This window comes from Pedobacter sp. (assembly GCF_045627485.1).
Classification (GTDB): Bacteria; Bacteroidota; Bacteroidia; order Sphingobacteriales; family Sphingobacteriaceae; genus Pedobacter.
The window spans coordinates 1-15,754 of the sequence record NZ_JAZQNU010000211.1 but is presented as its reverse complement, the minus strand read 5'-3'; the positions used below and the strand labels follow the sequence as shown (position 1 = coordinate 15,754).

Genomic DNA, 15,754 nt, shown 5'->3' with positions numbered 1-15,754 from the left:
CTGCCTACATATTGTGTTTCATAATACGCCTGGTAATTACCAGAAGTAACATTATTCAACCATTCTTCATTTTCTAAATACCAGTCTACAGTTTTTTCTAAACCTTCTTCAAACTGCAAGCTTGGTACCCAGCCTAATTTCTGTTGTAACTTGGTAGAATCGATGGCGTATCGCAAGTCATGACCAGCGCGATCTGTTACATAGGTTATCAGTTTTGCTGACTCCCCCGCTTCCCTACCTAGCTTTTTGTCCATGATGTTACACAGTAAGTGTATCAGGTCAATATTTTTCCATTCATTATGGCCACCAATGTTATAAGTTTCACCAGTTTCCGCTTCATGGAAAATCACGTCAATTGCACGTGCATGATCTTCTACCCATAACCAGTCTCTAACGTTCTCGCCTTTTCCATAAACAGGAACAGGTTTACCATTTTTAATGTTGTTTATGGCTAATGGAATCAGTTTTTCAGGGAAATGATGAGACCCGTAGTTATTGGAACAGTTAGAAATAACAACATCTAAACCGTAAGTATCGTGATAAGCGCGTACAAAATGGTCTGAGCTGGCTTTTGAAGCCGAATACGGACTGTGAGGATCGTAAGCGGTAGTTTCGGTAAACATACCTGTTTCGCCCAATGCACCGTATACCTCATCGGTAGATACATGGTAAAAACGCTTGGTTGCGTAATCGCCTTTCCAGTATTCTCTGGCAGCATTTAAGAGGTTAACCGTACCAATTACGTTGGTCATCACAAAAGCCGTTGGATCAGTGATGGAACGATCTACGTGAGACTCCGCAGCCAGGTGAATCACGGCATCAAAGTTTTCTTTTTGAAACAGGTTATTCATTTCCACGGCATCAGTAATATCCGCTTTTACAAACTTGTAATTTGGCAAGTCTTCAACATCCTTCAAATTAGCCAGGTTTCCCGCATAGGTTAACTTATCTAAGTTGACTATTTCATACTGTGGGTATTTAGTCACAAAGCGACGCACCACATGAGAGCCTATAAAACCAGCGCCTCCTGTTATTAATATTTTCTTCATTATGTTAGTTCGTTAGGTAAACCTAATTCTGAGGCAGCATGTGCCAATTTACTTGTATATATTTTATTTAACAACTGGTCAACCTGTTCTTTGAGGTCAAACTGCCAGTCTTCATGCAACTTTTTATATTTGTTCATCACTGATACAGTGGTCCGCAGGTAATAAGTACTCAGTTTTTCCTGGAACTTATATAAAGTGGAGAACACATTTTCGTTAAACACCAGGGGTACCTGGCAAAGCAAATAGATCCTGAGCTCTACTTCACTATTAACTGCTTTTGTTACCTTATAATGGTGATTAATCAGCCCGTTTAACTTTCTAAAAACCGCAAGGGTATCTTTAGAAGATAACCGCTTCTCCAAATTCAACTGCTCGATGGCTTCATCAATGGTTGATTTTAAAGCAAGATGCCGGGCATTTAAGTCCTGTTCGTTTTCAAGCAATTTGAAATGCAAGTGCTCAGTTAATACTTTATCCTTAGCAATAAGCCGCAGCAGTAATTTGTCCTTTTCCTTTGGCGGGAGGTTGACAATGGCCTGCTTTAAATCTTTATGCTCTTTTAATAACATTTAAAAAGGATTATCCTTTAAGTATTTTTCCCATTTCCAGGCAGAACTCATCATCTCATTTACATCCAGTTCTGCTTTCCAGCCTAACACAGTGGCAGATTTAGTTACATCGCCCCAAACCTGTACGATATCACCTTCTCTTCGCGGACCAATCGTATAATTTAATTTTACTCCGGTAGACTGCTCAAATGCGTGAATAATCTCCAATACAGAAGAACCTTTTCCAGTACCCAAATTAAACACCTCGTAATTGCTGCTTGCCTTTTTACTTTCCATCCTTTGGATAGCCGCTACGTGGGCTTTAGCTAAATCGACCACGTGAATATAATCGCGGATCGCACTGCCGTCTGGTGTAGGGTAATCATCGCCATAAACAGTAATAGGCCCACGTTTTCCAATAGCCGACTGGGTAATAAATGGCACCAGGTTCTGAGGAACGCCAATAGGCAGCTCACCGATTAGTGCAGTAGGATGTGCGCCTACCGGGTTGAAATACCGTAATGAAATGACCTTCAAATCTGGTGACACTGCACAGGTTTCCTGCAGTATCTCTTCGGCTATCTGTTTGGTGTTTCCATAAGGTGATTCTGCTTTTTTAACGGGTGCAGCTTCGGTTACCGGCAATTCATCTGGCTGACCATAAACGGTACAGGATGAAGAGAATACTAAGTCCACCTTTTCATCAAAAGCACTGATGACATTAATTAAGGAATAAAAGTTATTCCTGTAATATTTTAAAGGCTTTTGTACGGATTCACCTACCGCTTTAAAAGCTGCAAAATGAATTACCCCCGTTATATCTGGCTGACTGGCTACAAAAGCTTTCACTTTCGCCTCATCGCAAAGGTCTAACTCATGAAACTCAAACTGTTTGCCGGTAATTTGCTCCAGTTGGTTAAGTATCTTAGGGTTAGAATTTGCGAAGTTATCAACTATAACAACCTCATAACCTGCCTGGTGCAGCTCTACTACGGTATGAGATCCAATAAAACCGGTTCCACCGGTTACTAATATCTTTGACATGGCTATTTATTGTAGGTTTTAAAATCCTTATGATCTTTATTAAACAAAGCTTCTTTAGGTAAAGATTTGAAATATTCGTAGGTAATTTTAAGTCCTTCCTCGCGACTAACTTTAGGTTCCCAGCCAAGGATTTCCCTTGCCTTTGTGATATCAGGACGACGTTGTTTAGGGTCATCCACTGGAAGATCACGCAATACCAGTTTCTGGTTGGTACCAGTTAACTTGATAATTTCCTCTCCGAATTGTTTGATGGTGATCTCATCAGGGTTGCCAATGTTCATAGGTTGTGTATAATCGCTTAACAACAAACGGTAAATACCTTCCACTAAATCATCAACATAACAAAACGAGCGGGTTTGAGAACCATCACCGAATACGGTTAAGTCTTCGCCTCTAAGGGCCTGGCCAATAAAAGCAGGTAAAACCCGTCCGTCATTCAGGCGCATCCTGGGACCATAAGTATTAAAGATTCTTACGATACGGGTTTCCAATCCATGAAAAGTATGGTAAGCCATGGTCATGGCTTCCTGAAAACGCTTGGCTTCGTCATAAACGCCCCTTGGCCCAACAGGGTTCACATTACCCCAATATTCTTCTGGTTGTGGGTTTACATTAGGATCACCATATACTTCAGAAGTGGAGGCAATAATCATCCGGGCACCTTTTGCCTTGGCTAAACCTAATAAATTATGAGTACCCAATGAACCAACCTTCAAAGTTTGGATGGGTATTTTCAAATAATCAATCGGGCTGGCCGGTGAAGCGAAGTGCAGGATATAATCCAATTTACCCGAAATATAAACAAACGTTGATACATCATGGTGGTAAAACTCGAAGTTTTCTAGTTTAAACAGATGTTCGATATTTTGCAAGTCGCCAGTGATCAGGTTGTCCATCCCGAGAACATGGTATCCTTCTTTTATAAAACGATCACACAAGTGTGAACCTAAAAATCCTGCTGCACCGGTTATTAATACTCTTTTGCGTTCCATTAGTCTATTAGTTTACGACCGATGCTATTGTAATAATAACCCAGTTCTATCATTTTTTGTAAATCGTATAAATTTCGTCCGTCAAAGATCACTTTGTTAGTCAACGCTTCCTCCATCTTTTCAAAGTTGGGATTTCTGAACACAGACCATTCAGTAGCAATCAATAAGGCGTCAGCACCTTCTAACGCTTCGTATTGGTTTTCAGCATATTTAATTTTATCACCAATAATCTTTTTCACGTTTGCCATTCCTTCAGGATCGAAGGCGGTAACTGTTGCACCACGTTCAATCAGTTGATTGATAATGTATAAAGCAGGTGCCTCACGTACATCATCAGTTTCCGGTTTAAAGGCAAGGCCCCAAAGTGCAAAATGTTTGCCCTTTAAATCACCTTTATAATATTTCATTACTTTATCTACCAGTACTACTTTTTGTTTTTCATTAACATCCATAACCGCTTTTAGCAATTGGAAGTTATACTTGTTCTCTTCCGCAGATTTAGCTAAAGCCTGTACGTCTTTTGGAAAACAACTGCCACCGTAACCAATACCTGGAAACAAAAACCTTTTTCCGATACGCTCATCTGATCCGATTCCCTTACGTACGGCATCAACATCAGCACCTACAATTTCGCATAAATTGGCTACCTCATTCATAAAGGTAATTTTGGTAGCAAGAAAAGAGTTGGCAGCATATTTCGTCAACTCTGAGGAACGCTCATCCATAAACAGGATGGGGTTTCCCTGGCGAACGTATGGACCGTATAATTCGGCCATTAGTTTTTGTGCTTTTTCACTTCTTGTTCCTACAACCACGCGATCAGGCTTCATGAAGTCTTCTACTGCCACCCCTTCGCGTAGGAACTCAGGATTTGAAACCACGTCAATCTCTACATCAGTATTTTCCGCAAAAACAGCCTGAACCTTATCTGCAGTACCCACAGGAACGGTGGACTTATTAACGATCACTTTATATTCTGTAACCAGTTTGGAAATATCTTTGGCCGCACCTAAAATATAGGACAAATCGGCAGCGCCATCTCCACCCGGAGGGGTTGGCAAAGCCATAAAGATGATTTGGGCTTCTTTGACTGCAAGCGCAAGATCGGTAGTAAAAGTTAAACGCTTTTGTACAATGTTTCTCAAAAATAAAACATCCAGGCCTGGTTCGTAAATTGGAATAATGCCATTCTGCATATTCAGCACTTTGGCTTTATCTATATCTACACAGATAACATCGTTACCAGTTTCAGCAAGGCATGTTCCAGTAACTAAACCGACATATCCTGTTCCGATTACAGCAATTTTCATAAAATAATAGGGGTTTTGAGTGGTATAGAGCAGAAACAGCACGAGCTAAAATAAATAGTTTCAGGACGAGTGTTGCTCATATTTGAGTAGAGTTTTAAATTAATAAAGTATCTTGGGCGAAGATAACAAATAAACATTCAAAATGCTTTGGCTATATAATATTGGTATTTTCTTTTACAGTTTCCTTGTCAGGCTGATCTCTTTATTTAATGCTAAAGCTAAGTTATTTATCCAAGGCAGACAAGATATTTTTTCTCTCGTAAAAGAAAAAATAAATCCTAATGAAAAACACATCTGGTTTCATTTTGCTTCACTCGGTGAATTTGAACAAGGGCGGCCGGTGATGGAAAAGCTAAAACTAGCCTATCCATCAAAAAAAATAGTGATTACTTTTTTCTCGCCTTCAGGGTATGAAATCCGTAAAAACTATCCTGTTGAGGGCGTATTTTACCTTCCACTGGATACCGCAGCCAATGCGAAGCGTTTCATTGAATTAATCAATCCAGAGATTGCCATATTTACCAAATACGAGTTCTGGTACCATTATTTCCACACACTGAAGTCGAAAAACATTCCATTATTTATTATTTCTGGCATATTCAGGCCAAACCAGCCTTTCTTTAAATGGTACGGTGGCTTTAATAGAAGTATGCTTAAATGTGTAACACACTTTTTTGTTCAAAATGAGGAAAGCCTACGTCTGCTGCAACATTTTAACATCACACAGGCGAGTCTGAGTGGCGATACCCGTTTTGACCGGGTAGCTGAAAATGCAACTCATGTTCAACAATTACCCCTTGTTGCACGCTTTATTGGAACGTCACCAGTAGTACTAGCAGGAAGCACATGGCCACCGGATGAGGCATTACTTGCAACACTTGCACAGAAACATCAGGACTGGAAAATGGTGATTGCACCGCATGAAATTGCAGAATCCCATATCAGTCATATCTCCACATTATTTCAACATTCAATAAAATTCTCCGATCTGCAAAAGAACCCCGAACTGAAAGCGCAGGTATTGATAATTGACAATATAGGCATGCTTTCTGCACTCTATCAATATGGAAACATCGCTTATATAGGCGGAGGTTTTGGCGCTGGCATACATAACACACTGGAAGCCGCAGCATTTGGCATTCCCGTTATTTTCGGACCACGTTATGAGAAGTTTCAGGAGGCAAAAGATCTGATAAACATTGATGCAGCAAGAAGCATTGAAAATGCTGAAGGTCTGGAAAATGCTTTCCAGACCTTCAGTCAACATAAAATTTATGGCGAAAATGCGCGGACTTACGTTTTACAAAAAACAGGCGCTACAGCTGGAATCTTAAAAGAAATTAAACCTTATATATCCTGACCTTTAACCATTTCAACTAGCGCCTGAATCCATTTAGGATGTTCGTTAAGGCTGGCCACTAATTGTACTTCTTCGCCACCTAAGGCTTTGAATTCTTCATGGTATTCCACACTTACCTCATAAAGTGTTTCCAGGCAATCGGCTACAAATGCCGGACAAAAAACAAGCAGCCTCTTTTTACCCTTTGCAGCCAGGTCTTTTAACACATCAGATGTATAAGGCTGCACCCATGGTTCCTTACCTAAGCGCGACTGGAAACAAACCGAATATTTATCAGAAGGTATATTTAATTCAGCCGCAATTAAGCGGGCTGTATCGTATGATTGAGCAGAATAACAGTATTTGTTTACATCTGTTAAAGTTTGACAACAGTTGTCTTTCTTTAAACAATACTGTCCTGTATGATCACATTTAACGAGCTGACGCTCTGGTAAACCATGGAAACTAAACAACACATGGTCATAGGTTTCCGGTTGATATTTTTTAGCGTTATCGGCGAAGGCCTCAATCATCAATTGATTATCATGGAAAGAACCCATGATTACGGTCTTAGGAATCGTAGGCCACTTGCCTACCAGTTCCATCACTTTTTGCATTACCGAGCCATTACTGGCAGAGGCATATTGAGGAAATAAAGGAATGACCTGAATGCTATCGACTAAACCGGCCTTTAGGTTGGCCAATGCCGACTCAATGGACGGACTCTGGTAACGCATGGCTAGTTCTACATGGTATTCGTCGCCCAATTGTTCCTGAAGCAGGGCAGCTTGGATTTTACTGAAATAAAGTAATGGCGACCCGTTTTCGTCCCAAATCTCCTTGTAAAGCTTTGCAGTTTTTGGACTGCGAAAAGGGACGATGATTCCTTTAACGAGTAACGCTCTATTTAAAGCCGGGATGTCGATTACACGTTCATCCATCAAAAATTCATCAAGATATTTACGAACGTCAGGTACTTCCGGGCTATCCGGTGTTCCTAAATTTACTAAGAGTATACCCTTCTTTCTCATATTTAAAATTCAAAGATAACACCGAGTGATGGAAGAATATTTCCACTGGTATTACCAAGTAACTTGGTCTTAAAACTGTTTGGATCGCCAGGTATCTCCTGGGAATTGCCACTTCCATCTCTGTCTAACACCAGTTGTGGTTGTGTTTCGTATTTGTTGTAAGTGATATTTTGGATGTCCAAATATACGTTAAGGTTAAAATTCCTGAAAGGATACTTCTTGTCTACCCTTAGATCTACCTGGTAAAAATCTTTTAACGTACTGACATTCAGTCGGTCATAATCCTGGATACCCTGAGGATAAACTGAATAATTACTTTTTAATGATGAATACGCAATGTCGTATGGCGTGTATGGTCCACCGCCGGTATAACGCAGTTTAGCACCGATTTCCCAGTTGCGTTTCATAATTTTCCCAGCTGTCATACTCAGGATGTAACGGTTGTTCCAGCTCGACTGCACATACACACCTCTTTTGTCCTGAAACTCGCTCCTGTATAAGGTCAACGCAAATATGCCGTAAAAACCTTTGTTTAAACGTTGTTGGGCAAACAACTCCAGCCCATAGCTTCGGCCATCAGTAACACCAGTAACTGGCCTGTTACCTACCACACCGAAATCAGCTCCCAGATTTGCCAAAGGAACAGTATCGCCCAATACCTGTATCATTGGGTAGTTTGAATAATCTTTGTAAAAGCCCTCTACAGTAAACTTTGTGTTTTTTAAGGTATTATATTCAATGCCTGCAACCAACTGCACAGATTTGATATAATCAACGCCTTTATTTGCCAGGGGTGCAGAGGCATTAACCCTATAACCTAATAAAGTGTATGCTGGAAGTTGGTAATAGATTCCGGTATTGAAATTTACACTAATGTTTTCGTTGAAGTTATAAGAAGCTGAGAATCTTGGTGAGAAGGTTTTTAAAGGATTGTTCATGTTCGAAGCATAGTCACTGCCATCAAAACGAACACCCAAAGACAGGTTTAACCGGTCCTGAAAATACGGCGCACTAACTTGTGCGAACAAACCATATTTTAAAAGATCGAGCTCAGAACTGTATTGATCCAGGCCACCTGGCACATACTGAAAAGTAGAAGTTTGGTAGTTTGCCTGCTCTACGCCTACACCGAAATTGATATTATAGTTGCCTTCTTTGGACGAATTTTCAACCCGGAGTTTATTCTCAGTTTCTGTCGACCCATAGTCAAGCGTTTTAAGGTCATTTACATTATTGTCTTTAAACTTATCAGCACGGTTATTCAGGTAATTCCTGCTCAACACCACTGTTGAAAAACCTTTGGTGCGGTAGTTTTTATAAACTGCCCCCACGGTGTAATTTTCCTGGTTGTTCTCAGGTAGGTTAGCTAATAAATACTGGTTGCTTTCGGTATCTTCTGCTGCAAAGTTAAGCTTCGACTTATCCAGGGCACCCAGGCCAAGAATACTTAATTCGTGGCTGGTGTTAAATCTGGTCTTGAGCTTAAACTGGAAATCCTGATATGAGGGTAAAAAAGGCAGACCGATTAATTTGAACAAGCCTTGTAGATACGACAGGCGATAGGATGCAATATAGGTAGTCTTTTTTGTGAGCGGGCCTTCCAGTGTAGTGGCAAAATCACTTGACCCTAAAGTGAGCGAGGCCCTCAGGCTGTCTGGATTACCATCTTTCTGTTTAAATTCAAATACAGAACTAAGGGTGTTGCCACGAGATGCAGGAAATGCACCCGAGTAGAAATCCACTTCTTTTATAAAGTCAACATTGATTAGTCCCACAGGTCCACCTGAGGAACCTTGAGTCGTAAAATGGTTAATATTAGGGATCTCCACCCCATCGATGTAAAACCGGTTCTCATTAGGTGCACCACCACGGATGATGATGTCATTTCTAAAACTTACTGGCGCAGAAACGCCAGGCAACGATTGTATGACCTTAGAAATATCGCGGTTACCACCTGGATTTCTTTTAATCTCTGTTGCACCGATTGTTCTTAAGGATAATGGGCTTTCCAGTGGTTTAGTAAATTTCGGAGACTCGATAACTACTTCATTCAGTTCGCTTGAACTTGATTCGAGGGTAACATCTAAAATAGCAGGGGTTGCATTACTCACCATCACATCAAATATAGATTTCCGTTTATAACCTATAAAGCCAAAAGTGAGGTTATATACCCCCGGTGTTAAACCAGTGAAGGTGTAAATTCCTAGACTGTCACTTTGTACAGTTTGGGCATTGCCCTGCATAAAGACAGTCACACCACTCAGCAGTACATTGGTAAACTCATCTCTAATTTTACCTTTGAGTATCCCAGTTTGGGCGAAGGACAATGACGTCCATAAAGTAAATAAAATGACTAGGGCTAGTATTTTCCTTGCATGAAGCATAAAGTATTCTGAGAAGTTAAAAAGATTCTAATTTGGCTTTTACTTCTTCCATTAGCCACATTGGAGTTGAGGTAGCACCACAGATACCGACTTTATCTTTCGGGTTAAACCATGATAAATCCAGCTCCTCTACATTTGAAATGAAATAAGCGTCATTGTTATATTTTTTGCAAACATCATATAACACTTTCCCATTTGAAGACTTCTTACCGGAAACAAAGATGATCTTGTCGAATTTAACAACGAATTTCTCCAGGTCTTCATAACGACTGGATACTTGCCTGCAAATGGTATCATTTGCCTTTACATCGTAACCACGGTTTAGCAACTCATCTTTGATGTGATAAAATTTATCTGTGCTTTTAGTAGTTTGACTATATAAAGTGAATTTCGAAGGTAATTCGATGTTATCAAGTTCCTGCAGATCCTGAAAAACAATCGCCTTACCATTAGTTTGGCCTTGTAAACCAATAACTTCAGCATGTCCGTGTTTACCAAAGATCAGAATTTGCTCATCATCGTCATGAGAATTTTTAATCCTGTTCTGAAGTTTTAATACCACCGGGCAGGAAGCATCTATTAGCGTAAGGTTATTATTTAACGCAAGCTCGTAAGTTGATGGCGCCTCTCCATGCGCTCTAATGAGCACTTTTTCATGATGAAGATCCTTCAGTTGTTCATGTTCAATGATGCGCAGACCTTTGTCCGTAAGACGTTTAACCTCTTCATCATTGTGTACAATATCCCCTAGGCAATATAAGTAATCTTCATTGTCCAGAATATCTTCAGCCATTTCAATGGCGTACACAACACCAAAACAAAATCCGGAAGCTTTATCAATGGTTACAGCTAAATCATATGTCATCTTCAGTTTCTTTTACAAGCTGTACAAAAATACACAATTATTTACCAGATTAGCTCAAATAAACACAATCTTCACGTCCATCAACATCCAGAATTACATCTACATGTTCCTTTAGTACGGTCGACATTTCCAAACCCACAAAGTCAGTAGCGATAGGGAATATTTTATGACTTCTGTCTACAAGAACCACCGTCCGTATTTTCTTATGCGGTGTATTTAAAAAAACACCCAAACCATATGCCAAAGTTTTTCCACTATTTAACACATCGTCTACTAAAATAATGACCTTATTTTTCCATTTATCTTCTTCCAGATCGGTTGAAGCAATGAGTTTACTGTTATCTTTTTCAAGGTCAATCCTTAACAGCAACACGTTCAATTCAGAAATATTTTGCAGTACCTCCCGAATACGGATGGCAAGTTTATACCCTCTATCCCAGATACCAGCCAGCACAATCTCTTTTTCATCAAGGTTGTCTTCCAATATTTGATAAGCGATGCGATTAATCTTTTGTTGAATTTGTGTTTTATCTAAAATTACCAGTTGAGAATTCGCCATTTGTGTGCTTAAATTTTTACAAAAAGAACCATTTTATGATTCATAATCAAATATTTGAAAAATATTTTACACTAACTGCAACTTAATGAGCATTTAAGCGTCTATATACAAAAGCCGCGACATGAAAATTCCACAGCATTTCAAAATTGCTATAGTCCTTCTGGCATTTACCTTCTCAGCCTCAAGCATTATAGCGCAGCAAACAAAAACAATTGCCGTAAGTAACTTCAATGAAATCGCTGTATCTAGCGACATTGATTTGTATTTAACACAGGGTAATTCAGAAAGCATTAAAATTATAGCCCCTAAAGAGCACCTAAGCAAGGTGGTTGTAGGAAAGAATGGCACCCGGTTAAACATCAGGTACGCCACTAATAACAATATGAGAAGGGGGTCAAAAGACGGTGACATTAAAGTGTACGTTACCTTTAAAAACCTTCGGGCCTTATTCGCCAGTGGCGACAGCGATATTAAGGGGCAAAATACCATCAATGTTCCTCGTATGACTATTACGGCTTCCGGGGGCTCAGACGTTGATCTTCACCTAATCACTACTACTTTAGATATTACTTCCAGTGGCGGATCAGATATCGACTTAAGAGGAAAGGCGACAAATATGAATGTTTCCTCCAGTGGAGGCAGTGACGTTGACGCTAAAGACTTTATAGTAGAAAATGCCAGGGTAAGCTCCAGTGGCGGTTCCGATGTGGAGTTACACGTAACAAAGGCACTGGATGTTACGGCCAGCGGCGGCAGTGAAGTCACTTATAAAGGAGATCCTGCGGTAAGCAACCACTCTTCTAAGAGTGGAAGCGTATCGAAAATAAGATTCTAGTTTTAGTTTTTTTATCCCTGCCCTGGATTCCCCTCCCTGGCAGGGATTTTTAACTTTACCGTTTCCGGTAGGGGTAATAAATGAAATTTGCACCTTCGGGAACGATTACAAAGACACACATATAGTCTTCCGGCTTTTTATAAGCCTTCAAAAACAAAGCTTTTTTGTCGGGATTAATAATCCCTTTTTCAACAAACTCCTCCAGCGTTGACGCTTGGATGGTCCAGTCGGTATGCAGTTCTTCGCGATCCAGGATCACCTCCCCTATACTTACAGTATGCTGGTGGGCCACAAAAATCGGATGGGTAGATACCCCCTCCAACATAATTTCAAGCGCCACTTCCTTAATAGAATCGGCATATAGAGTCAAATCTTTTTCAAGGCTTACCAGCGGACTTTTCTTTTGTTCGTCTTTCTTGCCGTCTGGCTGTGGCATTAATTCTTCAATATCCATAGCTAATCTTTAATCAAGGTTAATAAAACCACGTTTTCTACGTGTTGAGTATGAGGAAACATATCAACAGGTTTAATTCGGGCAACCTGGTATTTTTCTTTTAACAAGGCAAGGTCACGTGCCTGTGTAGCTGCATTACAACTAACATACACAATTTTCTCTGCTTCCATCTCCAACAGACGCTTAACCACTGACTCGTGCATACCTGCTCTCGGTGGATCGGTAATCACTACATCGGGTTTCCCGTGTTCAGCTATGAAATCGGCAGTAAGAATATCCTTCATATCGCCTGCATAGAAAATGGTATTGTCTATGTTATTCATGGCTGAGTTAAACTTGGCATCTTCAATAGCCGTAGGAACATACTCTATGCCCACTACTTGTTTAACATTACGGGCCACAAAGTTGGCAATGGTACCTGCACCAGTATATAAATCATAAACCAGCTCATCACCTTTAAATCCAGCGAACTCCCTGGTAATTTTATATAACTCATGTGCCTGTGCCGAGTTGGTCTGGTAGAAGGATTTAATGCCTATCTTAAACTTCAGGCCATCCATTTCTTCGAAAATATGGTCCCGTCCAGCGTAGGTGATTACATCCTGATCGAAGATGGTATCATTCTTTTTCTGGTTTACAATGTATTGCAACGAAGTAATCTCGGGGAAGTTCAACTTCAGGTATTCCATTAACCCGTCAATTTCACTTTGTTCTGCATAGGCGAAGATTACGGCCACCATCACTTCTCCAGTAGACGAAGTACGAATAATCAGGTTACGTAAATTACCCTCATGTGCCCTCAAGTCATAAAAAGTCATGCCTGTACGCAGCGCATAGCCCCTCACCTGGTTTCTCAAGGTGTTGGAGGGTTCTGCCTGGAGGTAACAATGTTGGATATCAAGTATTTTATCAAAACGGCCGGGAACGTGAAAACCTAATGCATTAAGCTCCAGGTCATCCTGGTCGCCCATATCTGCCTTATCCAGCCAACGCTTATTCGAAAAAGTATATTCAAGTTTATTACGGTAGTATTTATTTTCGGCAGAACCCAAAATAGGCTCCATAGATGTGGTATCTACTTTTGCCAAACGCTGCAATGCAGCTTCTACGTTTTTATATTTAAAGTTTAGTTGTGCATCATATTGCATATGTTGCCATTTGCAACCGCCGCAAACACCAAAATGTTGGCAAAATGGATCAGTTCTGTAATTTGAAGGGGTATGCAGCTCTTCGATAACCGCTTCAGCAAAATTTTTCTTCTTTTTGATCAGGCGAACATCCACCACATCACCCGGGACTGCCTTATCTACAAATACCACTAACTCATCAGCCTTAGCGACTCCTTTACCCTCTTCAGCAATATCGATAATTTCCAAATTAGGAAGGATAGTAACCGTCCCAGATTTTCTGTTTCTACTCATTATGCCGCAAATTTACAGGTTTTTTCATCCTTTTCAGGATAATTTTTGACATAGGGATTTCCAGGCATAGTGAATACCTAGAAAAGAGAAACCTGATGTTATTTTCTACTTACCAAAGATTCTAAGTAAAAACCCTAAAACACCTTGAACTAAGTTAAAGTTCATGTCAAACTTCTCGTCTACCAATACAGAAAATTCTAAAGTTTCTTTACTCATGACATAACGATTTGCCTTAAATATACATGTTTTTATACCAAAAACCAAAACGGTATACATAAAATAAATCGTTAGATGCTCATGAAATGATGTGAGTGGGTTACAAGGCCGCTTTAACCAGGAAAGGTAAAAGTTCTTTTTGAAAACTTACAAAGTTCTTACGAACGTCAGAATCACTTACGGAGGTAAAAGCAAAAGAGAACACAATGCTTTTACTCGCTTTTAGTAAAAACGCCAGGCCTTCTTTACGTGAGGGATGGTTCTTAAAGTGATCCAACTCCAGGTAAGCGGCAAGCAACAGGGATTCAAGTTGATCAGAAAGGTGTTTAAGGAACTCTTGTGAGTTGGCATTTTCACGCACAAAGTCCCAACCGATAAACTCATTACACACCGTATAAGTTAAGCGACAGGTTTTCATCACTAAAGCTTTCAGGTGTTCTTCTTCATTGGAAAACTGCGCTTTGTTTTTAAGGATTTCACGAAGGTTGAGGTCCAGATAATCCATCAGAATGCAATCGAGCACCTGCTCTTTGCTATCGAAGTATTTGTATATAGTGGCTTTGGCAATACGCGCTTTTTTAGCGATCTCATTCACACTGGTTTTATGGTAACCATATTTCCTGAATAATTCCTTAGACGCCTTAAGTATACTTTCTTTAATTTTCTCTGGTTCCATTAATTTGTTATGTGTAGTCCCTGTCCTTGATGGCTAATGTAGTAAGCTTTTAAACTTCTTACCGCAGGGGCCTTTGCGGGGCTTCCATCGGTAAGAAGATACTTAGCTCCTGTACAAGGATCTGTGGCGGTAATGCTACCTTCATCGGGTGTAATTTTACACCTTGCCTCTGGATTAACAGTACTGCATCGGTCATAAACTTTATAACCGAATGCAGTGGAGACTAAGAGTAAACCACCTACACCTTGATTGGGCACCAGTAATACATTATTTACTGCTTTAATTTTAAATTCCTGTTCGGTAATAAAATAATTAACCGGTACATTGGGAAGAAACGTTCCCTCCTTAGCACAGCTTATCCATAACAGGGGTAATAAAGAAAAAGCAGCCTTACTTTTTGTCATTAAATTAATGACGTTTTATATTGCTTCAAGAAACGCACATCATTCTCAGAGAACAAGCGCAAATCCTTGATTTCATATTTTAAATTGGCGATACGTTCCAGACCCATTCCAAACGCAAAACCACTGTATTTTTTACTGTCGATGTTACAGTTTTCCAATACATTCGGATCGACCATACCACAACCAAGTATTTCTACCCAACCGCTATGTTTACACAATTGGCAACCCGCACCTTTACAAATTGTACATGAAATATCCATTTCTGCAGAAGGCTCCGTAAACGGGAAATAAGATGGACGGAAACGAACCTTGGTACCTTCGCCATATAGTTCCTGAACAAAATAAAACAAGGTTTGTTTTAAGTCGGCAAAGGATACATTCTCGTCTACATAAAGTCCTTCTATCTGGTGAAAGAAACAGTGTGCACGTGCAGAGATTGCTTCATTACGGTAAACCCTGCCTGGCATAATTGCACGGAAGGGAGGTTTGCCGGCTTCCATCATACGCACCTGTACTGATGAAGTGTGGGTACGCAAAGCAATGTCACCATTTTCGCCGCCTTTTCTTATAAAAAAGGTATCCTGCATATCTCTTGCCGGGTGTTCTTCCGGAAAGTTTAATGCAGAG

16 protein-coding genes are annotated in these 15,754 nt (G+C 40.2%); 2 read left to right on the top strand and 14 right to left on the bottom strand.

Translation table 11 applies throughout. The features are described from left to right. The 5 genes from rfbB to ACR2F3_RS16550 form a co-directional block, all read right to left on the bottom strand. Positions 1-1,049, bottom strand: a 1,049-nt coding sequence (rfbB, locus tag ACR2F3_RS16570; protein ID WP_432711100.1) for a dTDP-glucose 4,6-dehydratase, incomplete at its 3' end; no start/stop codon positions are given. Continuing rightward, complete coding sequence (locus ACR2F3_RS16565) at positions 1,049-1,618, bottom strand: hypothetical protein (RefSeq protein WP_432711099.1); 570 nt, start codon at positions 1,616-1,618, stop codon at positions 1,049-1,051. The genes ACR2F3_RS16565 and rfbB, both read right to left, overlap by 1 nt. After that, positions 1,619-2,641 carry a UDP-glucose 4-epimerase GalE gene (gene galE / locus ACR2F3_RS16560; protein ID WP_432711098.1) on the bottom strand — a complete coding sequence of 341 codons (1,023 nt, stop codon included), beginning with the start codon at positions 2,639-2,641 and terminating at the stop codon, positions 1,619-1,621. Between the two features lie 2 nt (positions 2,642-2,643). Continuing rightward, positions 2,644-3,633: a UDP-glucuronic acid decarboxylase family protein gene (locus tag ACR2F3_RS16555; protein ID WP_432711097.1), complete on the bottom strand. Its 990-nt coding sequence runs from the start codon at positions 3,631-3,633 to the stop codon at positions 2,644-2,646. Continuing rightward, on the bottom strand, positions 3,633-4,943 hold the full coding sequence (locus ACR2F3_RS16550) for a UDP-glucose dehydrogenase family protein (protein WP_432711096.1): 1,311 nt from the start codon (positions 4,941-4,943) through the stop codon (positions 3,633-3,635). The genes ACR2F3_RS16555 and ACR2F3_RS16550 overlap by 1 nt, the downstream gene beginning before the upstream one ends. Positions 4,944-5,085: 142 nt before the next feature. On the opposite strand from ACR2F3_RS16550, the gene ACR2F3_RS16545 reads away from it, so the two are divergent. After that, positions 5,086-6,303 (top strand): 3-deoxy-D-manno-octulosonic acid transferase, encoded by a 1,218-nt coding sequence (locus tag ACR2F3_RS16545; RefSeq protein WP_432711095.1) that lies wholly within the window; start codon positions 5,086-5,088, stop codon positions 6,301-6,303. Here ACR2F3_RS16545 and hemH read toward each other — a convergent pair. The 4 genes from hemH to ACR2F3_RS16525 are packed head-to-tail and all read right to left on the bottom strand — an operon-like array spanning position 6,291 to position 11,121. After that, on the bottom strand, positions 6,291-7,313 hold the full coding sequence (gene hemH, locus ACR2F3_RS16540) for a ferrochelatase (RefSeq protein WP_432711094.1): 1,023 nt from the start codon (positions 7,311-7,313) through the stop codon (positions 6,291-6,293). The genes ACR2F3_RS16545 and hemH overlap by 13 nt on opposite strands. Positions 7,314-7,315: 2 nt before the next feature. Beyond that, entirely contained in the window at positions 7,316-9,697 is a 2,382-nt protein-coding gene (locus ACR2F3_RS16535; protein ID WP_432711093.1) for a TonB-dependent receptor, read from the bottom strand. Positions 9,698-9,713: 16 nt separating this feature from the next. Then, positions 9,714-10,562: a 4-hydroxy-3-methylbut-2-enyl diphosphate reductase gene (locus tag ACR2F3_RS16530; protein ID WP_432711092.1), complete on the bottom strand. Its 849-nt coding sequence runs from the start codon at positions 10,560-10,562 to the stop codon at positions 9,714-9,716. Between the two features lie 49 nt (positions 10,563-10,611). Then, positions 10,612-11,121 (bottom strand): phosphoribosyltransferase family protein, encoded by a 510-nt coding sequence (locus ACR2F3_RS16525; RefSeq protein WP_432711091.1) that lies wholly within the window; start codon positions 11,119-11,121, stop codon positions 10,612-10,614. 121 nt (positions 11,122-11,242) lie between these two features. Between ACR2F3_RS16525 and ACR2F3_RS16520 the strand changes: the two genes are divergently transcribed. Next, on the top strand, positions 11,243-11,956 hold the full coding sequence (locus ACR2F3_RS16520; protein ID WP_432711090.1) for a head GIN domain-containing protein: 714 nt from the start codon (positions 11,243-11,245) through the stop codon (positions 11,954-11,956). A gap of 55 nt (positions 11,957-12,011) precedes the next feature. On the opposite strand, the gene ACR2F3_RS16515 is transcribed toward ACR2F3_RS16520, so the two are convergent. From ACR2F3_RS16515 to pheS, 5 genes are all read right to left on the bottom strand, one after another. Beyond that, positions 12,012-12,410, bottom strand: coding sequence for a hypothetical protein (locus ACR2F3_RS16515; RefSeq protein ID WP_432711089.1), 399 nt, complete (start codon positions 12,408-12,410; stop codon positions 12,012-12,014). 2 nt (positions 12,411-12,412) lie between these two features. Further along, on the bottom strand, positions 12,413-13,831 hold the full coding sequence (rlmD, locus tag ACR2F3_RS16510) for a 23S rRNA (uracil(1939)-C(5))-methyltransferase RlmD (protein ID WP_432711088.1): 1,419 nt from the start codon (positions 13,829-13,831) through the stop codon (positions 12,413-12,415). Between the two features lie 316 nt (positions 13,832-14,147). After that, positions 14,148-14,723, bottom strand: a complete 576-nt coding sequence (locus ACR2F3_RS16505) for a TetR/AcrR family transcriptional regulator (RefSeq protein ID WP_432711087.1) — start codon at positions 14,721-14,723, stop codon at positions 14,148-14,150. Further along, on the bottom strand, positions 14,723-15,127 hold the full coding sequence (locus ACR2F3_RS16500; RefSeq protein WP_432711086.1) for a hypothetical protein: 405 nt from the start codon (positions 15,125-15,127) through the stop codon (positions 14,723-14,725). Before ACR2F3_RS16500 ends, ACR2F3_RS16505 begins: the two co-directional genes overlap by 1 nt. After that, on the bottom strand, positions 15,127-15,754 hold a 628-nt coding region (pheS, locus tag ACR2F3_RS16495), incomplete at its 5' end, for a phenylalanine--tRNA ligase subunit alpha (protein ID WP_432711085.1). The genes pheS and ACR2F3_RS16500, both read right to left, overlap by 1 nt.